We start from the raw sequence: 20962 nt of genomic DNA, 5'->3' as shown, positions 1-20962 counted from the left end.
CGATTGAACCGACGCTCCGACAAACGCTAAAATGCATATCAATGCTCCCCGAGTGGGGTGGGCGATCGACGGCGCAACGGGGGACGGGTCTTGGAGATCTCACTGGCGACTATCTATGGGCTGCTGATCGCGGTCGGCCTCGTCTCGGTCGACACCGTGCTCAATGCCAACACGCTGTTCCTGGACTCCCATGTGGCGGCAAAGTTCGAGGAGGCGGGCTATTCCGCCGAGGTGGTGGAGCAGCACCTGATCAACGAGCTGTCCATCATCGCCGACACCAAATCGCTGGTGAAGGCGCCCGTGGTGAAGTCGAGTGCCGCGCCGACGGTTTCCTCGGCGCTCGCCTCGGTCGTGAACCTGCAGGACTCTCTGGAGGCGGCCCAGCAACTGGTCGGCTTCGCGCCGCCGAAGCTCTTCGCCGCCGCGGTCGAGCATGGCGAGGTCGACACGATCGAGCTGACCGGTCGCTCGCCGCTCTTCGGGCGGTTTTCGATCTCCGTCGACGGCGCGGAAAAGAACATGGACCAGATGATCGAGGAAGCTGCCTACCGCACCTTCCGCGAACTCGATCCCTACACCGCGATCCTGTCCCGCTTCACCCACACGCCCGACAATCTCGAAGCGGTGGAAACGGAACTGGATGAGATGCTGGTCCGTCTGCGGCTCTCGCCCCATACCGATACCAAGGCACAGCTGGAGAATCTCAAGGGCATCATCGCCCTGGACCGCAACGACATCGAGGGGGCGATCGGCAGCTTCCAGACCGCCCTGAAGGACGACCCGCACTTCCATGTCGTCCGCCTCAACCTGGCGCTCGCGATGGTGCAGCTCGACCACTACGACGCGGCGATCGACCATACCAGCTTCATCTCGGAACCGGCCTATTGGCCGATGACCGGCGACCCGGTGCTGCTGTCCGCCGCCTATGTGCTGCGGGCCGTCGCCCACTGGGGCAAGGGCAACCTGATGTTGGCGAAGAGCGACCTGGAATACGCGCTCTACCTGCAGCCGACCTCGACCGCGGCGTACTGGTACCTGTCCGGCGTACTGCATGCCATGGGCCAGCCGACCAAAGGCGAGATGATGCTGCAGAAGGCGAAAGACAATCTCGCCTATTTCGAGACCTATCCGGAGATCGCCCTGCTGTACTACTGGGTCTCGGCCGAAGACATGCGGCCTCTGGAGCGGCGGACGACCACGCTGCCGAGCTGGCACGGCGGCACCGCGCCGAGCGAGCCGCAGGCCGAGCCCGATGCCGCGCCCTCCGCGCCCACACCTTCGCAGACACCGATCCGCCAGAGCACCTGACACCGGCCGCGGAAGCGAACGCGGGGCCGCCCGAAGGCGACCCCGCTGCGGCGGCGGCACCCCAAAAGGTCAGTCCGCCGCGCATGCTGCGGCCCGGCTCTGGAGGGAGGAACGGGCCGTCGCCGGGTTCTTATCGCCGCTCCCGGGCCGATCTTCCAATCGAAGGAACGTATGGGGGCGATCGGCTCTCCCTATCGGATCGCCGGCGCCGTTACGACCCGGCCGCGGCCGAGCCGACGGTGAAGCCGCCGCAGATATACATGACCTGGCCGGTCACGAAGCCCGAGCGGCGGTCCATGAAGAAGCTGACGCCGTTGGCGATGTCGTCCGGCGTGCCGAGCCGGCCGACCGGGATGCCGTCGATGATCTTCTGGGTGCGCGGATCCTCCGGCGGATTCGCCGCGTGCCAGAGCGGGGTCGAGATGCTGCCGGGGCCGATGGCGTTCACGGTGACGCCGTCGCGCGCCAGCTCCAGCGCCCAGGTCCGTGTCATGCCGTGGATCGCCGATTTGGAGGCCGCATAGGCGGTGCGCAGCTCCTTGCCCATGGCGGCGCGGGACGAGATCGAGACGATCCGCCCGAACCCCTCGGCGCGCATGCCCTCCACCAGCCGTTTGGTGATGGTCAGGACCGGCTTCACGTTGAGCCCCATGACCGCGTCGAAATCCTCCAGCGTGGTGTCGTCCAGCAGCGCCGGCTTCACATGGCCGACATTGTGGCAGACCCGGGTGATCGGCCCGTCCTTGAGCACGTCGTCGAGCGCGGCGTGGATGGCGTCGGTATCCGTCAGGTCGACATTGATCCAGCGGGTCTGGAGGGGCGGATCGGGCTCCACCCGGTCGAGGATCACGACCTCGTAGCCGTCCTCGATCAGCCGTTGGACGATTCCGCGGCCGATCGAACGCGACCCTCCGGTCACCAATGCCCGTTCCATGCGATTTCTCCCTTTCGTCTATCAGGTCAGGTTCTTGAGTTGTGGGCGATCCAGGGGTGCATCTCCGGCACCTCCCAGGCCGCGTACCAGGCTTCGATATGCGGCCTCAGCTCGGCATAAAGATCGGCGAAATCCTGATCGTACGACACCGCCGAGACCTGCTCCGCCAGCTCGGCCGCCACGGATTTCAGGTCGAACCGGGTCGGCCAGCCGTCCTTCAGCACGACCTCGCCGTCGACAATCACCGTGTCCACGTCGCCCTGTTTGGCGCGCTGGAGGACGACGGCGAACGGATCGGCCTCCGGCGCGATATAGGGCCAGCTCAGGCGCTGCACGTTGACCAGCACCAGATCGGCGGCCATGCCGGGGGCGATGCGCCCCAGCTCGTCTTCCCGGCGCAGCAGTTTCGCCCCGCCCGTGGTGGCGAGGCCGAAGGTCTGGGCCAGCGTCGGCGCCGGCGATCCGATGCGCGGGGTGCGGTGCAGGCGGTGGGCGAGACGGATCTCGGCGAACATGTCCTCGTCGTCACCGAGGGTGGTGCCGTCCATGCCCAGGCCGGTCGTCACGCCGCCGGCCAGGAACCCGTTCAGCGGTGCCACGCCGGAGCGCAGGCGCAGATTGGAGCTGGGGTTGTGCGACACCGCCGCCCCGGTCTCCGCCAGAATCTCGACGTCGTTCTCCGACGACCAGACCGCATGGGCGAAGGAGATGCGGGGCGACAGCACGCCGATATCCTTCAGATGGGCCGTCATCGACTTGCCCAGCGCCCGCTCCGCCTCCAGCCGCTCGTACAGGCTTTCCTGCACATGGGTCTGAATGCCGGTGTCGTAGCGCGCGGCGGCATCGGCGATGGCGACCATCAGGGCGTCGCCGACCCATTGCGGGCCGGGCGGGCCGTACCAGGCGCGCGCCCGTTTCATTCCACTGGCCTGGGCGATCAGGCTGTCCATAAGGGCGAGATAGTCCTGCTCGCTGCCCTTGTCGGCGTCGAGGAAATGCGCCCGCACCCGCCGCGCCAGATCGCCGGGCAGCGTTGCGACGAAGGCCTCGTCCTCGCGGTGCACCAAGCGGCTGTAGAAACTGACCCCGCCGGCCAGATGGCCGCGGATGCCGCTCTCCTCATAGGCGTGCAGCCGGGCAGAGAGATCGTCATGGCCGGACTGATGGGCGTTGCCGACCGACGCCATGTCGACCACGGCGGTCACCCCGGTCTGCAGCAGCCGCCCTGCCGCCACCAGCGTGCGCAGGCGCGGGTCGGTCCAGCGCATGCGGGGGTTGCCGGTGATCCAGGGCTCCAGCACCCCGTCCTCGATGCCGTGCTGGATATGTGTGATGGCGTTGGAATGGTGGTGCGCGTTGATCAGCCCCGGCAGCAGCGCCTGGGTCCCGTCGCCGAATGTCGGCGCGGCCGGATACCGGGCGCGCAGATCGGCGGCGGGCCCGATCTCCACGATCACGCCGTGACGCACCAGCACGGCGGCATCGTCCACCCGCCTGGGAGCCGGATCGGACGCATCCTGGACGAAGACCCAGCGGGCCAGAATCAAAATCGGCATGGCACCCTCCCAACCATCGGACATGACAGATGATACGACGAGGCCGGCGGGCGCGAACCCGTTCTTCGCGACCGGTTCACCGTCGACCGCCAGCGAGCTTTACGGAATCCGGATGCGCCCGCAGCTTCAGCATGGCCCAGATGCCGAAGGCCGGACCCAGGGCCAGCGGGGCGAAGGCCCAGGTCCAACCGAGCAGGTCGACAAAGACCGGCATCAGATGGATGCTTATCAGGGTCAGCAGAAAGCCGATGGCGGTCTGCAAGGTGATCATGGTCCCGACCAGATAGCGGTTCGACAGCTCCGCGACCGAGGCCGAGAACTGGGCGCTGTCGGCGATGATGCTCACGCCCCACAGCAGGCAGACCGCGATCAGCAGTATCGGCGGTCCGCCGAAGAACAGGCCGACCGTGAGCGAGCAGAGCCCGCTGACCGCCATGGCGACGGAGGTCACCATGGTCCGTCCGACCTTGTCCGCCAGCACGCCGGCGGCGAAGGCGCCGGCCGCCCCCGCGGCGATGGTGGCGAAGGTGGCGAGCCGCGCCCAGGTGACCGCGGCGCCTTCGTCCATCACCAGCCGGAAGCTGGCGTCCAGGAACACGCCGAGCCAGGCCCAGGCGGCGTAGAGCTCCCACATGTGGCCGAAATAGCCGAAATTCGCCAGCCGCAGGGCCGGCAGCTTCCAGGCCCAGAGCGCGGCCCCCGGGTCGAAGCGGGCGCCCACGGTCATCAGCGGCCCGCTGCCGGCGAAGCGGATCGCCACCGCCGAACCGACCGCCAGAAGCGAGGTGACGGCGATGGTCCAGCGCCAGTCCACCAGGATCAGCCCGTTGACCAGATGCGGCATGGCGGAGCCGAAGGTGAGCGCCGCCACCAGCAGCCCGACCAGCAAGCCGAGGTCGCCCTTGGCCCAGCTTGCGGCGATCTTCATGCCGACCGGATAGATGCCGGCGATGCAGGCACCGGTGATGAAGCGCAGGACGAGAACCACCGGCGAGGTCGGATCGACCGCCAGGATCAGCGCGTTCGCCGTGGCCGCCACCAGGGCGGAAACGGTGAAGAACAGCCGCGGGTCGATCCGGTCGGCCAGGGCCAGCGCCGCGCTGGTCAGGCTGCCGGCGACGAACCCGGCCTGCACCGCGCTGGTGAAGGCGGATTGCTGGAAGGCCGAAAGCGCCACCTCCTCCCGCAGCGCCGGCATGACGGCGGAGGCTGAGAACCACAGCGACATCGCCGCCACTTCGGCGAAGGCCAGAGCGGCAAGCGAGGCTCCCTTGGTGCGGAAGGGCACGGCCCGCGACCGGCGGCGGTCAGCCGCCGATGACCCTCTTGGGCGCGCCGTCGATCCAGGCCTGAATGTTCTCCACCATCTGGGAGTAGAACGTCCGGTAGGATTCCTGCGTCACGTAGCCGACATGGGGCGTGGTCAGCAGGTTCTCGATCTTGCGGAACGGGTGGTCGGCCGGCAGCGGTTCCTGGTCGTAGACGTCGACCGCTCCCGCCCGGATCTTGCCCGTGGTCAGCGCGTCGATCAGCGCCTGCTGGTCGACGATCGGTCCGCGCGAGGTGTTCACCAGGATCGCCGAGGACTTCATCCGGCCGAGATCTTCGGCCCCGATCAGCCCACGCGAGCGGTCCGACAGGATCATGTGGATGGTGACGATGTCGGCGCGGCTGAACAGCTCCTCCTTCGACACCTTCTCCACGCCCAGCGCGTCGCACCGCTCCTGTTTCAAGTTCGGCGACCAGGCGATGACGTCGAGGCCGAATTTCGGCGCGATCTCCGCCACCATCCCGCCGAGCTTGCCGAGGCCGACGACGCCGAGCGTCTTGCCCGACACGGCCGAGCCCGTGCGCTCCTGCCAGCCGCCCTGCTTCATCGTCAGGTGGTCGAAGGCGACGTTGCGCATGGTGCCGAGGATCAACGCCCAGGTCAGTTCCACCGTGCTGGAACCGGGGCTTTCGGTGCCGCAGGTGACGACCCCCATCTCCTTGGCCGTGGCGAAGTCGACCGCGTTGTTGCGCATGCCCGAGGTGATGAACAGCTTCAGGTTCGGCAGCCGGCGGAACACCTCGCCCGGAAACGGCGTGCGTTCCCGCATGGCGCAGACGATCTCGAACTCCTGCAGCCGCTCGACCAGCGGCTCCACCGCCACCAGGTTGTCGGTGAAGACTACCGGCTCGAACCCGTCGGGCAGGCTCGACCAGTCGGCGCTGGTCAGGGCGGCATTCGCGTAGTCGTCCAGGATCGCGATCTTGGGCACGGGCGTTTCCTCATATTTTAGATCAGGATGCTTCCTGATCCTTTTGTTTTTCATGCAGAACCATGCTGGCCGAGTTCATACAGTAGCGCTGGCCGGTCGGGGCCGGTCCGTCCGGAAACAGGTGTCCCAGATGGGCCTCGCACTTGCTGCAATGGACTTCGGTGCGGGTCATGAAGAACGAGCGGTCGGTCGTGGTGCCGACCGCCTCCTCGCTGATCGGCGCCCAGAAACTCGGCCAGCCGGTGCCGCTGTCGTACTTTGTGTCGCTCTCGAAAAGCGGCTGCCCGCAGCACACGCAGACATAGGTCCCGGGCGTCTTGCTGTCGTGATAGGCGTTGGCGAAGGGCCGTTCGGTGCCGTGCTTGCGCGCGACCTTGTACTGCTCGGGGGTCAGCTCCGCCTTCCACTCGGCATCGGTCTTTTCGATCTTGTCGGTCATCAGATCCTCCTCAGTCTCCGGTCCCGATATAGATGGGGCCCGACCCCGCCGACGTCACCGCCGGCCGGTCCGGGCTTTGATCACGACTTGCGGCGCGCCTCGAGAACGGTGCCGTCGGCGATCAGGCCGTCGACCTCCTCGGCAGTGAAGCCGTTCTCCTCCAGCAGCTCGCGGCCATGCTCGCCGAAGCGCGGCGGACGGCGTTTGATCTCGCCCGGGGTGCGGGAGAACTTGATCGGGATACCCCAGCCCTTCCAGCCGTCCTTCTCCGCCGCCATGCCACGGTGGAGTGTATGCGGATGGGTCATCACCTCCTCGGTGTTCCGCATCGGCCCGACCGGCAGACCGGCGGCCAGCAGACGGTCGCACAGCTCCTCGCCGTCGACCTCGGCCAGCAGCGCCTGCAGCTCGACGCGCAGGGAGTCCTGGTTGTCGAGCCGGTCGCCGTTGGTGGCGTAGCGGGGATCGTCGCCCAGCTCCGGCTTGCCCAGCTCCCGACAGAGCTTCTTGAACGCCCGGTCGTTGCCGCCGGCGACGAAGATGTCGACGGTGGCCGTCTTGAACAGGTCGTACGGGCTGATGTTCGGATGCTGGTTTCCGGTCAGCTTCGGCACCCGGCCGGACAGCGAGTAGTTGGCGACATGCGGATGCATGAGCGCCAGGCCGCAATCGTACAGGGTCATGTCGATATACTGGCCGTGACCGGAGCGTTCGCGCTCCAGTAGCGCCATCAGGATGGCGTTGCACGAATACAGGCCGGTGCCGATATCGACCATCGGGATGCCGAGGCGGACCGGGCCGGCCTCCGGCGCGCCGTTGATCGAGAAATGCCCGACCATGGCCTGGATGATCCCGTCATAGCCCGGAAACCCGCCATAGGGACCGTCGGCGCCGAAGCCGGAGATCCGGCAGTGGACGAGCTTCGGGAAGCGCTCCTTAAGCACCTGCTCGTAGCCCAGCCCCCACTTCTCCATGGAGCCCGGCTTGTAGTTCTCGACCAGCACGTCCGCCTCTTCCAGCAGGCGGAGCAGGACCTCCTTGCCGCGGTCGGTGGACAGGTCAAGGGCGAGCGACCGCTTGTTGCGGTTCACGCCGAGGAAGTAGCTGGCATCCTTGCCGTCGTCGAACGGCGGCCCCCAGTCGCGCACCTCGTCGCCCTGCGGCGGCTCGATCTTGATGATCTCCGCACCATGGTCGCCCAGCATCTGGGTACAGTACGGACCGCCGAGCACGCGGGTGCAGTCGACAACCTTGATCCCGGCGAGTGTGCCGCCGGACGTCTTCTCGTTCGCCACCGATATCCTCCCGAAGGGTAAGCGGGTGCAGCCTAACGATGAGGCGGCGAAAGCGGAAGATGGCGAGACCTATGGGCCGGCTATCCCGTCACCGGCGAGACGTCCTTGTAGGTGATCCAGGTCCAGATCCGATCCACCCGGCCCGACTCATCGCCCAGCACGGGCATGACCACCCGGCGATACCACTCGAACATCTGCCGGCTCTCGATCATCGATATCCGCTCACCGATATAGCAGGAACAGGTATCCACGACCTGCCGGTAGATGGCTATGTCCTGGGCCGCGAACTCCGCGCCGAACGCCTCCTGGATCGTCAGCCCCTTCAGTTCCCGACCGGCGAAATCGACGAGTTGGGTTCCCATCAGCCGATAGCGGAACTGCAGAGAGCCCTCCGTTTCCCGCTCGACATCGAACATGAGCGTGGTCGGCAGATAGGTCGGCAAATCGATGGGAGGGTCGATTTCGTCACGCCGGGGAGCGGATCGGCCAGCGGCCGCCGCCTTCCAGTACTCGAACAGATGCCGGATGTCGGGATCCTCGATCGTGTCGCCCAGATCGGCCGACGACAACCAAAGCCCCCCTTCCGCCATTCTCACCATATCGGCCCCACCCTTTCCGATATCCGACGCGCGTGTCCCCGCGGGAAGCGCGCTGGCTACGCCGGTTAACCATGGACTTCAATGCGATTGTGGGAAAATGCTTAAATGTCACAACCCTCATAATCGGCTGACCCATCACATGACCGACCCGAATCGCATCCCCGCCGTCTTCATTCGAGGCGGCACCAGCAAGGGTGTCTTCTTCCACGCCCGCGACCTGCCGGCCGACCAGGCGGCGCGCGACGCCCTGTTCCTGACGGTGATCGGCAGCCCCGATCCCTATGGCCGGCAGCTCGACGGGATGGGCGGCGGCTATTCCTCGGTGTCCAAAGCGGTGATCATCGCCCCATCAGAGCGCGACGACGCCGATGTCGACTTCACCTTCGCCCAGGTGGTGGTGGACAAGCCGCTGGTCGACTACGCCCAGACCTGCGGCAACCTCTCCAGCGCGGTCGGCCCCTTCGCGGTGGACGAGGGGTTGGTGAGCGTGCCGGACGGGCCGGCCGTGGTGCGGGTGTTCAACACCAACACCTCCAAGATCTACCACGCCCATTTCGAGGTGCGCGGCGGACGGGCGGTGGAGCTCGGCGACTACGTGCTGGCCGGGGTGTCGGGCAGCGCCGCCCTGGTGCGCCTCGATTATGTGCATCCGGGCGGGGCGATGACCCGGGCCTTCCTGCCCACGGGCAACGCCGTCGATACGTTCGACGTGACGGGGATCGGGCCGGTGGAGGCGTCCCTGGTGGACGCGACCAACCCGGTGGTGTTCGTCGATGCCGCCGCCTTCGGCAAGACGGCGACCGAGCATCCCGACGCGCTCGACGCGGACGCGGTCTTCATGGCGGCGATGGACGACCTGCGGCGCCAGGCGGGCGTGGCCATGGGTATGGGCGCGCGGCTGCAGGACGTACCGCTGTCCAACCCGAAGATCGCGATCCTGGGAGCGCCGGCGGACTTCACCACCATCGCCGGCGAGCCGGTGAGCGCCGCCGACCACGACATCCTGATCCGCATCCTGTCGATGGAGAAATGCCACAAAGCGGTCACCGGGACGGGGGCGATGTGCCTGTCGGCGGCCTGCGGGGTGACGGGATCGGTGCCGCACCGCCTGCGCCGGGGAAGCGATCCGAAGGTGCGGCTGGCCTCGCCCTCGGGGATCGTGGAGCTGGCGGCGGATGTGGGCCAGGACGCGGACGGTACGTGGGAAGCCCGCGCCATCTCGGTGGAACGCACCCAGCGGCGGCTGATGGAAGGCTGGGTGCGCCTGCCGCACCGGTGAGCCTTTTTCCCTACCCACTCCCCGGACCTGTTCCGGGGCAGCACGTCAGCCTGCGCGACCGCCCCGAAGGATTGCCCCGAAGGATTGCCCCGGAACAGGTCCGGGGAGTGAGAATATTTGGAGGATGGGGTTAAGCGTCGCCGAACCCTTTGCCCTCTTCGGCCAGCTTGAGCAGCAGCGGGCTCGGGGCCATCCAGGGGCCCTGGTCCTTCTCGAACCGCTGCAGCGTCGCCGCGATGGTCTTCAGCCCCACCGTGTCGGCCCAGAACATCGGGCCGCCGCGAAAGCGCGGGAAGCCGTAGCCGTGCATCCAGACCACGTCGATGTCGCTGGCCCGCAGGGCGATGCCCTCGTCCAGGATCTTCGCGCCCTCGTTCACCAGCGGATACAGGCAGCGCTCCAGGATCTCGTCGTCGGACACCGCGCGGCGCGCGATGCCGAGCTCCTTGGAGGTCTGCACGATGATCGCCTCCACCTCGGGATCGGGCTGCGGCGTGCGGCCGTCGGCATAGGCGAACCAGCCCTTGCCGGTCTTCTGACCGAACCGGCCGAGGTCGCAGATCTTGTCGGCGACGGTACCGGAATAGCGGGTGTTGCTCGGCTTGCCGCCCTGGGCCCTGATCTGCTCCTGGCGCACCCGCCAGCCGACATCGTTGCCGGCGAGGTCGCACATGGCGAACGGCCCCATCGGCATGCCGAAATCGTACATCACCCGGTCGATGTCCTGGGGCAACGCGCCCTCCTCCACCAGGAACATCGCCTCGCGCAGGTACTGGTGCAGCATGCGGTTGCCGACGAAGCCGTGGCACACACCGACCAGCACGCCGACCTTGCCCAGGGTCTTCGACAACCCCATCACCGTGGCGATCACATCGTCGGCGGTCTTCGCCCCCCGCACGTTCTCCATCAGCCGCATGACGTTCGCCGGGCTGAAGAAGTGGGTGCCGATCACGTCCTGCGGCCGCTTGGTGGCCGTGGCGATCTCGTCGACGTCCAGCGTGGACGTGTTGGTCGCCAGAATCGCGCCGGGCTTGCAGATGCCGTCGAGCTTGGCGAACAGCTCCTTCTTGACCGCCATGTCCTCGAACACCGCCTCGACCACCATGTCGGTGGCGGCGAGCGACAGGAAGTCGGTGGTGCCGGTGATCAGCCCCATGCGCTGGTCCATGGCCGCCTGGGTCAGCCGACCCTTGGAGACGGTGGCCGCGTAATTCTTCGCGATCTTCGCGATGCCGGCATCGAGCGCCGCCTGGTCGTTCTCGACCACCATCACCGGAATGCCGGCATTGGCGAACACCATGGCGATGCCGCCGCCCATGGTGCCGCAGCCGACGATTCCGGCGGTCTGGATCGGCCGGGTCGCGGTGTCCTTCGGCACGTCGGGGATCTTCGCCACCTCGCGCTCGGCGAAGAAGGCGTGGCGCATGGACTGCGCCTCCACCGCGTTCACGAGCTGCTCGAACTCCTGGCGCTCGAACGCCAGGCCCTCGGCGAGGTCGAGACGGGTTGCCGCCTCCACACAGCGCACGCAGGCATAGGGCGCGTTCATCCCGCGCGCCCGCTTCGCCATGGACTCGCGGAACGCGTCGAACAGGCCCGGATTGTCCTTGGCCTCATGCAGCCGGTCGGTGCGTTGGCCCGAGCGGCGCGGCGGCTCGCCGGCAGCGGCCAGCCGTTCGGCCGCGGCGACGGCCGCGTCGATCACCGCCTCGACATCGCCCTCCACCAGCTCATCGACGATGCCGGCCTCGAAGGCCTCCTTCTCGGAGATCAGGCGGCCGGAGACGATCAGCTCCAGCGCCTTGGATACCCCAGCGACCCGCGGCATGCGCTGGGTGCCGCCGGCGCCCGGCAGGATGCCGAGGGTGACCTCCGGCAGGCCGAGCTTGGTCTTCGGCCCGCAGACCCGGTAATGGCAGCCCAGCGCCAGCTCCATGCCGCCGCCGGCCGCCACACCGTGAATGGCCGCGACCACCGGCTTGTCGAGGCCCTCCAGGTCGTCGAGGATCGGGGTCAGACGGCGGACGTGCTCCGGCGTGGCGGTACCGAACTCGCGGATATCGGCACCGGCGCAGAACATCCGCCCGTTGCCGGTCAGCACGATCGCATCGACATCCGGATCGTCGCTCAGCCGGCCGACCGCCGCGTCCAGCCCCTCGCGCACGGGCCAGCCCAGGCCGTTCACAGGCGGGTTGTTCAGCCTCAGGAGTGCCACGCGCCCCCGGCGCTCTTCGATCACGGCGCTCATCTCGTTTCCTCTCGGCTTTGGTCTTTTCCGTTGCGTCTTCGATATCAGGCCCCGCCGGAGCTTGCCAGACGACACGAAGCCCGCGACGCTATCGAAAAAACTACAATCGGGAGGAGACGGGCGTGACAATGGTCAATCTGGCCCATGCGCTGGAAGCCTCGGCTGCCCTGTATCCGGACCGGGTGGCGGTGGTCTGCGGCGACCGCCGGATCGCCTATCGGGATCTCGACCGCGCGGCGAACCGGCTGGCGGCCGGACTGGCCGAGCGCGGGATCGGCCCCGGCAGCATCGTCGCCCTGGCCTGTCCGAACGTCCCGGCCTTCCCCACGGCCTATTTCGCCATCCTGAAGACCGGCGCCACCGTGCTGCCGGTCAGCCTCCTGCTGAAGGCGGACGAGATCGCCTACATGCTCGGCCATTCCGGCGCGGCGGCCTTTCTGTGCCATGTGGGCTCCGAGACCGCGCCGATCGGCCGCGAGGGGCTGGCGGCGGTCGCGCGGGTGGAGAGCTGTGCGCTCTTCGCCTGGATCGCGGCGGAGGACGGCACCCGGCCCGATGACGGGCATCCGTCGCTCGATGACCTCAGAACGGAGGTGGACGCGTTCGACACCGTGAACCGCCGCGCCGACGACACCGCCGTGGTGGTCTACACCTCCGGCACGACGGGTCGGCCGAAGGGGGCGGAGCTGACCCATTCCAACCTGCTGATCCACGCCCTGATGATCCGCAACAACGGCACCTGGAGCAGCGACGAGGTGCTGCTGGTCGCCCTGCCGCTGTTCCACATCTTCGGCCAGATCTGCCAGATGGCGGCGGGTCTGTCCGGCGGGGCGACCCTGGTGCTGGTACCGAAATTCGACGCCGCGACCGTCCTGCGGCTGATGGAGAGCGAGGGCGTCACCCGGTTCTCCGGCGTGCCGACCATGTACTGGGCGATGCTGAACCACGCGGAAAAGGCTGGGATCGGCGCCGAGGCCTTCGCCAGCGTCCGCGGTGTGACCTCGGGCGGCGCCTCCATGCCGGTCGACATCATGCGCCGCTTCGACGCCCGGTTCGGCACCGAGATCCGCGAGGGCTACGGGCTGAGCGAGACCTCGCCGGCGGCCACCACCCACGCGCCGGGGATGCCGCGCAAGCCGGGCTCGGTCGGCACCCCGCTCTGGGGCGTGCAGGTGCGAATCGTCGACGACAACGGGGTGGAGCTGCCGCCCGGCGAGCGGGGCGAGGTCGTTGTGCGCGGCCATTGCGTGATGAAAGGCTACCTGAACGACCCCGACGCGACGGCGGACGCGTTCCGCGACGGCTGGTTCCATACCGGGGATATCGGCCTGCTGGACGCGGACGGCTATCTGTTCATCGTCGACCGCAAGAAGGAGATGATCATCCGCAACGGGATGAACGTCTATCCGCGCGAGGTGGAGGAGATCCTGATCGCCCATCCGGAGATCTCGCTGGTCGCGGTGATCGGCGTGCCGCACGACGAGCACGGCCAGGAGGTGAAGGCGGTCGCCGTGCGGGCGCCGGGCTCGACGATCCGCGAGAGCAGCCTGATCGCCTGGGCGCGGGAGCAGATGGGGGCGCATAAGTATCCGCGCATCGTCGAGTTCCGCGATGCGCTGCCGATGAATGCGACGGGTAAGATCTTGAAGCGGGAGCTGAGTTAACACTCTCCCCTCCTCCGTCATCCCGTGAGCGCCCGGACTTGATCCGGGTGCTGCCCGGGACCCAGAGGGCGTATGCGTACCGCTCGATCCCGGCCGACCTCCGGGTCGAGCCCTGAGCTCGCCGGGATGACGAATTTTGGTGGGTTAGCGGCTCCCTACCCCGCCCGCCGGACCCGTTTCGGGCACGGAACGACCGTCCCCGACAGCGGGTTGAATTCGCTGCGGTCGGTCTTGGCAAGGCTGCGGCCGTAGAGGTGCAGCGACAGGGACGGCCTCTGCGACGCGTTGCGGATGCTGTGGATGTCGTCGGGCCGGAAGGTCTTCACCACGCCGCCGGTGACCAGCGTCTCCCCCGCCTGCTCCAGCGCCGCCTTTCCGGGCGCCGATCCGTCGTCGGTGCGCCGCCAGTCGACGTTGATCTCCTCGCCCGTGAGCCCCATCACCACACCCCAGGTCTGGTGGTCGTGCGGTGCCACCCCGCGCCCCGGCTCCCAGCAGACCGTCTCCAGCAGGAAACCGTCACCGGGCTCTTCGTGCAGGATGGAAATGCCGAAGCCCTGGGCCGCGTCGGTCTCGTAAAGGTCCTCGTCGATCCAGGACGTATCCGCCGCCAGCGGGGCCAGCCGCTCGACAAGGTCCGTCAGCATGGCGTCGCCCGCCGGTTCCTCGCGCAGGATCCGGCGAATATCAGCCACCAGGGTCTCGATCATGGCATGCACTCCGTTTGCGGTTTCAGCCATCATTTCATCGCCGACCTGCGACCTGAACCCGGAATCGCGCCACGGGGTCATTGCGAAACCGGATCGATTGAAACCGGATAAAAAGATACATAACCCCAGACGCAGCGACGCCCGGGGCGGTTTCCGGGCGCTGAACCTGGATTTGCAGTTAAATCTTCGACGCCGCGCAAGCCCGGTCTGTCGGGCGCGTTTCGACCCCTCGACGCCCCTCGTCCGCCGGGTCTACCCTCACGGCAACCAAGAAAGATCCAACAAGCACAAGTGAGGAAACCGTGTCGGGCAAGACCGTCCATATCGGCTGCGGCGCCGGCTTCGCCGGCGATCGCTGGGATGCCGCGATCCCCATCGTCGCCACCCTGGCCACCCGCGAGGGGCCGCGATACCTGATGTACGAGACCCTGGCCGAGCGCACCCTCGCGCTGGCCCAGCAGGCGAAGATCGAGGACCCGTCCAAGGGCTATTCGCCGTACCTGGAACGCATCCTGCGCCCGGTCCTGGCCAAGGCCAAAGAGTCCGGCATCCGCGTGGTCTCGAATTTCGGCGCCGCCAACCCGACGGCCGGTGCGAAGCGCATCCTGGAGATGGCGAAGGAAGACGGCATCGCCGACCTGAAGGTTGCCGTGGTGGAAGGCGACGACCTGACCACCGTCATGACCGAAGGCGACATCCGCGGCCACAAGGCGGTGGAAGGCCTCGCCATGCCGGAGGGCAAGCTGGTGGCGGCCAACGTCTATCTCGGTGCCCAGGCCATCGCCGACGCGCTCGCCATGGGGGCCGATGTCGTCGTGGTCGGCCGCTGCGCCGATCCGGCCCTCGCGCTGGGCCCGCTGATCCACGAGCATGGCTGGACCTTGGACGATCTCGACCGCATCGCCGCCGGCACCATGTGCGGCCACCTGCTGGAATGCGGCGCCCAGGTCACCGGCGGCTACTTTGCGGACCCCGGCTACAAGGACGTCCCCGATTTCGGCCATGTCGGCTTTCCCATCGCCGAAGTGCAGGCCGACGGCACCGTGACCATCACCAAGGCCGACAAGACCGGCGGTCTGGTCAGCCACCGCACGGTGAAGGAGCAACTGCTCTACGAGATGCACGACCCGGGCAACTACCTCACCCCCGACGTGGTGCTGGACATCACCGGCGTGGCGATCGAGGAGGTCGGCCCGGACCGGGTGCGCATCACCGGGGCGAAGGGCAAGCAGCGCCCGCCGACCCTGAAGGCGACCGTCAGCTTCGAGGGCGGCTGGCTGGGCGAAGGCGAGATCACCTATGCCGGACCGAATGCCCGGCGCCGGGCGGAGCTTGCCATCGACGTCCTGCGCACGCGCGCACGCGACCTCGGCACCAACTGGCCGCTGCGCTTCGACCTGATCGGTACCGTATCGACCTTCGACGGCGACGGCGGCGACCTTCGCAGCGGATCCGACTGGAACGACGACGGGGAATACCGGGTGCGCATGGCGACCAAGGGGCCGGACAAGCAGATCGCCCAATGGATCGCCGACGAGGTGCTGTCGCTCTACTGCTCCGGCCCGGCCGGCGGCGGCGGCGTTCGGCATCGCATCGTCCCGCAGATCACCACCGCCTCCATCCTGGTCGACCGCGCCAGGGTCTCGGCCTCCGCCCGTCTCGTCGAGGAGAGTGCCTGATGGCCGACACGACCGATGCCAAGAACCGCCGTATCCTGCGCGTGCCGCTGCACGAGGTCGCCCACGGCCGCACCGGCGACAAGGGCAACCGGAGCAATATCAGCCTGATCCCGTATCACGACGCCGCCTTCCCCTATCTGCGCGAGCAGGTCACCGAGACGGCGGTGAAGGAGCACTTCGCCCATAAGGGCGCCAGCGCCGTCACCCGATACGAGTTGCCGACCTTTCCCGCCTTCAACTTCGTCATCGACGACGTGCTGGAGGGCGGGGTCAACGGGGCGCTGAACCTGGACACCCACGGCAAGTCCTTCGCCTTCCACCTTCTGGCGATGGAAGTGGACATGCCCGAGGACCTGGTCCTGCACCCAGAGAAGGGCGTGCGGTAGAGCAGAGCACGATCAGATGTGTCCATCCGATCGTGCGAATTTTCTCAATCTTCAATGAATTAGGGCACGGCCCGCTCTATTCCGACCTTATTCGGACGCCGACTCGGCGGGCGTGGCGGGGCGTGTGTCGGCCGCGGCCGGCCGCTCCCTCAGCGCCCAGGCGAGCGCGGACATGCCGAGCACGATGGACACGATCGTGCCGCCCAGCACGCCGATACGCACCGCCGACTGGAGCCCCGGATCGGAGAAGGCCAGCGTGCCGATGAACAGGGACATGGTGAAGCCGATCCCGGCGAGCTGGGACACGCCGTAGAGCTTCAGCCAGGTCACCCCGTCCGGCAGGCTGGCCCAGCCGAGCCGAACCGCGATCCAGCAGGCACCGAGAATGCCGACCGGCTTGCCGACCACGAGGCCGGCGGCGATGCCCAGCGGCACCGGGGCCAGCAGGTCGGAAACGGCCATCCCGGCCAGCGGCACGCCGGCATTGGCGAAGGCGAAGAGCGGCAGGATCATGAACGCCACCCATGGGTGCAGCACATGCTCCAGCACCTCCAGGGGCGATTCCCCCTCTTGGAACTCTCCCTCCCTGCCCCGCAGCGGCAGGGTGAACGCCACCACGACACCGGCCAGCGTCGCATGCACACCGGACTTCAGCACCGCCACCCAGATCACCAGGCCGACAACGATGTAGAGGCCGATCCGCTTCACGCCGAGCAGGTTCATCGCCAGCAGCACGGCAAAGCCGACCGCCGCCACGCCCAGGGCGCCCAGGGACAGGTTCGAGGTGTAGAACAGGGCAATGACGACGATCGCGCCGAGATCGTCCAGCACCGCCAGAGCCAGCAGGAAGATCTTCAGCCCGGCCGGCGCCCGCGAGCCGACCAGGGCCAGCGCGCCGAGGGCGAAGGCGATGTCCGTCGCCGCCGGGATCGCCCAGCCGCTCAGGGTCTCCGGCGTGGCGGCGTTCAGAGCGACGTAGATCAGCGCCGGAATGGCCATGCCGCCCACCGCGCCGAAGGCCGGCAGGCTGGCCGCGCGCAAAGACGACAGCTTACCCAGCACCACCTCGCGTTTGATCTCCAGGCCGACCAGGAAGAAGAAGATCGCCATCAGGCCGTCGTTGATCCACAGCAGCAACGGCTTCTCGATCCCGACATCCTCGACGGTCACCGAGACGAAGGCGAGCAGCAGGCGGTCGTACAGCCCGGCGAAGAGGGAATTGTCGGCTATCAGGGCGATCACGGCAGCGATGGCCAGCAGCACACCCGGGGCCGCCTCGTGATGGAACAGAGCGGCGAGCGTATGCTTCCCTGCCGCGAGATTGGGGGTCGTCGTCATGGCGATCTCCATACCCGCGGATTGGCGCCCGCGATGCTATTTGAGAGTCTGTTTCCTTATATCTAGGTACTCAGGCGCTGTTGGCAAACTTGAACACGGTCCCGGCCGCCAATTTTTCCTGAACCGTCCGCTCCTGCTGGTTGAGAAGCGCCAGATCCTCGGCCTTCATCTCCTCCGCGAGCGCCTTCATTGCGTCGCTCCACTTGGGCAGGCCGGTATCGATTTCCGACTTTACCCGGCGCATCTCGTTCAACTTGTCGAGTTCGGCCTGAACCCGCTCTTCGATGCCGGAATTGCGAAGTTCAACATAGTCCCGATGGTTGGGAAGCACCTGGGCGATCGCCGGGATGACGACGTTGACATAGTTCTGGTCGGCCTCGATGCGCGAGGCCGACTGGATGCTGAGAAAGGATCAGCCCTGGACCAGCCCCAGCCTGTAGGACCCGAGCTTGCAGACATCGAACACGTACTGCGCGGGATAATGCTGCGCCAGTTCCTCGAACATCCGCAGGGCCTTGGTCGAATTGGTATAGGTCTCCCGCATCGCGCGCAGCAGCACATCGACCTTGGCGCGGTGGCGGGCGAAGAAGGTGTGATCCTCCTTCAACTTGTTATAGGTGCGTTCCTGTTTTCGCAGCTCGCCGCCGAGCTTTTCGGAGGTCTTGTAGCCGGTGTCGAGCAACTTGACGTAAGAGCGGAACGCGGCGACCCGGTCCACGCCCTTGGTGGCTTCTTTCAGCAACTGTTCGATGTTTTTCGGAAGATTTGATGCCATCGGACCAAAGAGCCGCAGTTCAGACGGATCATATATCGACCAATCTGGTTTACAGATCCTTAAAGCAAAACGCTGGCAATGGGACATCGGCGCATGCGACGCTCCGGCACGGTGCGATTTCTTCCTCGCACCTCCCGGACCACTCACCGCAGGCCATCCATGTATCGATTTGAAGACGCCCGACTGCTGACCGGCGGTGGCCGGTACGTGGAGGATGTCCGCCCGGCCGATGCCCTGGCAATGCGCGTCCTCCGTTCCCCCGCCGCCCATGGGCTGATCGCCGAGCTCGACGTCGAGTCCGCGCGGAACCTGCCCGGTGTCGTGGCGATCCTGACGGCCGAGGATCTGGCCGCACTCGGCGTCGGGCCCATGACCGCCCTGTCGCCGGTGAACAACGCCGACGGCACGCCGATGGCGGAGCCGCGCCGGCCGGTCCTGGCCGAGGGCGCGGTGAAGTACGTGGGTCAGCCCATCGCCGCCATCCTGGCAGAGACCGAGTCGGCGGCCGAGGACGCCCTGGAGGCGATCGGCCTCGACATCGACGAGGCGCCGAGCGTCACCGATCCGGAAGCGGCCTTCGAGGGCGCCATCCAGATCTGGCCGGAGGTGCCCGGCAACGTCGCCATCGACTGGGAGAAAGGCAATCGGGAGGAGACCCAGGCGGCCTTCGCCGCCGCCGCCCATGTGATCGAGCTGACCGTGCGCCACCCGCGCGTCGCCATCCAGCCGATCGAGACCCGCGGCTGCATCGGCGCCTACGACCCCGAGACCGGCCGCTACACCCTGACCACCCCGTCCCAGGGCGTGATGTCGCTCAAAGGGGCGATGGCCAGGTATCTCGGCGTCGAGGCCGAGCTGGTGCGTGTCGTTACCGAGGATGTGGGCGGCAGTTTCGCGGTGAAGATCTGGCCTTATCCCGAGCAGGTGCTGGTGCTGGCCGCCGCCAGGGCCACCGGCCGGTCGGTGGCCTGGCAGTCGTCGCGCACCGAGAGTTTCGTGTGCGATGCCATGGGCCGCGGCCGGGTCGACCGCGCCGCCCTCGCCCTGGACGGCGACGGCAAATTCCTGGGTTTCCGGATCGACGCCCTGGCCGATATCGGCGCCTATTGGAACGCGGTGAACCCCGGCATCGTCACCGGTGGTGCTGTGCGCACCTTCGGCCACTGCTACCGCATTCCGGGGATGCACTACCGGGTGCGCGGCGTGTTCACCAACGCCATGACCACCGACGCCTATCGCGGAGCGGGCAAGCCGGAAAGCGGCGGCACCCTGGAGCGGCTGATCGACGTGGCCGCCGACCGGCTCGGCATCGACCGGATGGACCTGCGCCGGCGCAACCTGATCACCCCGGACCTGCTGCCCTACACCACGGCGATGAGCGAGACCATCGACGGCGGCGACTTTCCCAACATCTTCGCCCGCATCCATGAGATCAGCGAGGCCGAGGGTATCGGCCGGCGCAAGCAGGACAGCGAGCGGGCGGGCATGCTGCGCGGCTTCGCCATCGGCACCCACATGCACGCCACCGGCGGCTCGGTGGCCGAGCGCTCGGAAGTGCGCGCCCTGCCCGACGGCTCGGTGCTGGTGCGCACGGGCACTCAGGATTCCGGCCAGGGCCACCGCACCGCGCTGGCCATGGTCGCCGCCGAGGCGCTGGAGATCCCGGTGGAGCGCATCCGCGTCGAACAGGGCGACAGCGACTTTCTCGCCAAGGGCGGCGGCACCGGCGGCTCCAACCTGATGCCGATCGCCGCCAATACGGTCCACCGCACGGCCGTGCACATGCTCGACAAGGCCAAGCAAGTCGCCGGCCACCTGCTGGAGGCGGCCCCGGTCGATATCGAATACGGGCTGGGCGATTTCCGCATCGCCGGCACCGACCGCAAGATATCCCTCGCCGACGTCGCCGCCGGCTGGGAGGCCATCCCGCCGGAGCAGTATGACGGCGATCTCGGCACCGGCTGCATGGCCCAGCTCGATTTCGAGGGGCTGCACACGACCTTCCCCAACGGCTCCTATGCCGTGGAGGTGGAGGTCGATCCCGAGACCGGCCATGTCCGGATCGAGCGGTTCAGCGGCGTCGACGATCTCGGCCGGGTGATCAACGAACAGACCGCCCGCGGCCAGCTCCATGGCGGCATCGGCCAGGCCATCGGCGAGGCGCTGATGGAGGTCATGGTGCACGACCCGGACTCGGGCCAGGTGCTGTCCGGGTCGCTGATGGACTACGCCCTGCCCCGGGCCGACGACATGCCGATGTTCGACCTGCACTGGGCGCCGACCGCCAGCCCGAACAGCCTGATCGGCGCCAAGGGCGTGGGCGAAGTCTCCTCCATCGGCGCACCGGGCGTGATCGTCAACGCGGTGATCGACGCCCTGCGCCCGCTCGGCGTGCAGCATGTCGACCTCCCGCTGACCCCGGAAAAGGTCTGGCGCGCCATCCACGACGCCCGCGCCTGACCGACATCATCGCCAAAAAGACGACAAAAAA

At 67.5% G+C, this 20962-nt stretch carries 18 protein-coding genes; 6 read left to right on the top strand and 12 right to left on the bottom strand.

Translation table 11 applies throughout. The features are described 5' to 3' along the window. The first annotated feature begins 90 nt into the window (after positions 1 to 90). Entirely contained in the window at positions 91 to 1308 is a 1218-nt protein-coding gene (locus tag BLS34_RS00580; RefSeq protein ID WP_093147422.1) for a tetratricopeptide repeat protein, read from the top strand. A gap of 211 nt (positions 1309 to 1519) precedes the next feature. Here BLS34_RS00580 and BLS34_RS00575 read toward each other — a convergent pair whose 3' ends face one another. The 7 genes from BLS34_RS00575 to BLS34_RS00545 all read right to left on the bottom strand — a co-directional run bounded on the left by BLS34_RS00575 (position 1520) and on the right by BLS34_RS00545 (position 8362). Next, the gene (locus tag BLS34_RS00575; RefSeq protein ID WP_028793049.1) at positions 1520 to 2242 is read right to left on the bottom strand and encodes an SDR family NAD(P)-dependent oxidoreductase; all 723 of its coding nucleotides are present in this window, start codon (positions 2240 to 2242) and stop codon (positions 1520 to 1522) included. Positions 2243 to 2268: 26 nt separating this feature from the next. Beyond that, complete coding sequence (locus BLS34_RS00570; protein ID WP_093147419.1) at positions 2269 to 3798, bottom strand: amidohydrolase family protein; 1530 nt, start codon at positions 3796 to 3798, stop codon at positions 2269 to 2271. Between the two features lie 76 nt (positions 3799 to 3874). Further along, entirely contained in the window at positions 3875 to 5086 is a 1212-nt protein-coding gene (locus tag BLS34_RS00565) for an MFS transporter (protein ID WP_093147418.1), read from the bottom strand. A gap of 19 nt (positions 5087 to 5105) precedes the next feature. Then, a complete protein-coding gene (locus tag BLS34_RS00560; protein WP_245701876.1) occupies positions 5106 to 6059 on the bottom strand; it encodes a D-2-hydroxyacid dehydrogenase family protein in 954 nt (317 codons plus the stop codon). A 22-nt stretch (positions 6060 to 6081) separates the two neighbouring features. Beyond that, complete coding sequence (gene msrB / locus BLS34_RS00555; RefSeq protein WP_093147414.1) at positions 6082 to 6498, bottom strand: peptide-methionine (R)-S-oxide reductase MsrB; 417 nt, start codon at positions 6496 to 6498, stop codon at positions 6082 to 6084. A gap of 80 nt (positions 6499 to 6578) precedes the next feature. Beyond that, on the bottom strand, positions 6579 to 7793 hold the full coding sequence (locus BLS34_RS00550) for a CaiB/BaiF CoA transferase family protein (protein ID WP_028793044.1): 1215 nt from the start codon (positions 7791 to 7793) through the stop codon (positions 6579 to 6581). An 80-nt stretch (positions 7794 to 7873) separates the two neighbouring features. Further along, positions 7874 to 8362: a PAS domain-containing protein gene (locus BLS34_RS00545; protein ID WP_028793043.1), complete on the bottom strand. Its 489-nt coding sequence runs from the start codon at positions 8360 to 8362 to the stop codon at positions 7874 to 7876. A gap of 169 nt (positions 8363 to 8531) precedes the next feature. Between BLS34_RS00545 and BLS34_RS00540 the strand changes: the two genes are divergently transcribed. Then, complete coding sequence (locus BLS34_RS00540; protein WP_093147411.1) at positions 8532 to 9671, top strand: 2-methylaconitate cis-trans isomerase PrpF family protein; 1140 nt, start codon at positions 8532 to 8534, stop codon at positions 9669 to 9671. Between the two features lie 130 nt (positions 9672 to 9801). Here the strand turns inward: BLS34_RS00540 and BLS34_RS00535 are convergent, their stop codons facing one another. Next, a complete protein-coding gene (locus BLS34_RS00535) occupies positions 9802 to 11919 on the bottom strand; it encodes a 3-hydroxyacyl-CoA dehydrogenase NAD-binding domain-containing protein (RefSeq protein WP_093147409.1) in 2118 nt (705 codons plus the stop codon). Positions 11920 to 12047: 128 nt separating this feature from the next. On the opposite strand from BLS34_RS00535, the gene BLS34_RS00530 reads away from it, so the two are divergent. Continuing rightward, positions 12048 to 13583, top strand: coding sequence for a long-chain-fatty-acid--CoA ligase (locus tag BLS34_RS00530; protein ID WP_093147407.1), 1536 nt, complete (start codon positions 12048 to 12050; stop codon positions 13581 to 13583). Positions 13584 to 13738: 155 nt separating this feature from the next. Here the strand turns inward: BLS34_RS00530 and BLS34_RS00525 are convergent, their stop codons facing one another. Beyond that, positions 13739 to 14323, bottom strand: coding sequence for a cysteine dioxygenase family protein (locus tag BLS34_RS00525; RefSeq protein WP_175474053.1), 585 nt, complete (start codon positions 14321 to 14323; stop codon positions 13739 to 13741). Positions 14324 to 14595: 272 nt separating this feature from the next. Between BLS34_RS00525 and BLS34_RS00520 the strand changes: the two genes are divergently transcribed. Beyond that, positions 14596 to 15972: an acyclic terpene utilization AtuA family protein gene (locus BLS34_RS00520; protein WP_093147403.1), complete on the top strand. Its 1377-nt coding sequence runs from the start codon at positions 14596 to 14598 to the stop codon at positions 15970 to 15972. Next, positions 15972 to 16358 (top strand): AtuA-related protein, encoded by a 387-nt coding sequence (locus BLS34_RS00515; RefSeq protein WP_093147401.1) that lies wholly within the window; start codon positions 15972 to 15974, stop codon positions 16356 to 16358. The genes BLS34_RS00520 and BLS34_RS00515 overlap by 1 nt, the downstream gene beginning before the upstream one ends. Positions 16359 to 16445: 87 nt before the next feature. Here the strand turns inward: BLS34_RS00515 and nhaA are convergent, their stop codons facing one another. From nhaA to BLS34_RS00500, 3 genes are all read right to left on the bottom strand, one after another. Next, a complete protein-coding gene (nhaA, locus tag BLS34_RS00510) occupies positions 16446 to 17696 on the bottom strand; it encodes a Na+/H+ antiporter NhaA (RefSeq protein WP_028793036.1) in 1251 nt (416 codons plus the stop codon). A gap of 70 nt (positions 17697 to 17766) precedes the next feature. Further along, entirely contained in the window at positions 17767 to 18027 is a 261-nt protein-coding gene (locus tag BLS34_RS00505) for a hypothetical protein (protein WP_093147398.1), read from the bottom strand. Positions 18028 to 18108: 81 nt separating this feature from the next. Next, a complete protein-coding gene (locus BLS34_RS00500; RefSeq protein ID WP_093147394.1) occupies positions 18109 to 18438 on the bottom strand; it encodes a hypothetical protein in 330 nt (109 codons plus the stop codon). A gap of 192 nt (positions 18439 to 18630) precedes the next feature. Between BLS34_RS00500 and BLS34_RS00495 the strand changes: the two genes are divergently transcribed. Beyond that, positions 18631 to 20931 (top strand): xanthine dehydrogenase family protein molybdopterin-binding subunit, encoded by a 2301-nt coding sequence (locus BLS34_RS00495; RefSeq protein ID WP_093147391.1) that lies wholly within the window; start codon positions 18631 to 18633, stop codon positions 20929 to 20931. Positions 20932 to 20962: the final 31 nt, after the last annotated feature.

The organism is Thalassobaculum litoreum DSM 18839, assembly GCF_900102465.1.
GTDB lineage: Bacteria > Pseudomonadota > Alphaproteobacteria > Thalassobaculales > Thalassobaculaceae > Thalassobaculum > Thalassobaculum litoreum.
The sequence above is the reverse complement of the archived record's forward strand: the minus strand, read 5'-3'. Positions and strand labels throughout refer to the sequence as shown.

Coding starts and splice junctions, on each gene's coding strand:
- BLS34_RS00575 (WP_028793049.1), bottom strand. CDS start 2,242: ATGGAACGGGCATTGGTGACCGGAGGGTCGCGTTCGATCGGCCGCGGA.
- BLS34_RS00525 (WP_175474053.1), bottom strand. CDS start 14,323: ATGGCTGAAACCGCAAACGGAGTGCATGCCATGATCGAGACCCTGGTG.
- BLS34_RS00530 (WP_093147407.1), top strand. CDS start 12,048: ATGGTCAATCTGGCCCATGCGCTGGAAGCCTCGGCTGCCCTGTATCCG.
- BLS34_RS00570 (WP_093147419.1), bottom strand. CDS start 3,798: ATGCCGATTTTGATTCTGGCCCGCTGGGTCTTCGTCCAGGATGCGTCC.
- BLS34_RS00535 (WP_093147409.1), bottom strand. CDS start 11,919: ATGAGCGCCGTGATCGAAGAGCGCCGGGGGCGCGTGGCACTCCTGAGG.
- msrB (WP_093147414.1), bottom strand. CDS start 6,498: ATGACCGACAAGATCGAAAAGACCGATGCCGAGTGGAAGGCGGAGCTG.
- nhaA (WP_028793036.1), bottom strand. CDS start 17,696: ATGACGACGACCCCCAATCTCGCGGCAGGGAAGCATACGCTCGCCGCT.
- BLS34_RS00495 (WP_093147391.1), top strand. CDS start 18,631: ATGTATCGATTTGAAGACGCCCGACTGCTGACCGGCGGTGGCCGGTAC.
- BLS34_RS00540 (WP_093147411.1), top strand. CDS start 8,532: ATGACCGACCCGAATCGCATCCCCGCCGTCTTCATTCGAGGCGGCACC.
- BLS34_RS00515 (WP_093147401.1), top strand. CDS start 15,972: ATGGCCGACACGACCGATGCCAAGAACCGCCGTATCCTGCGCGTGCCG.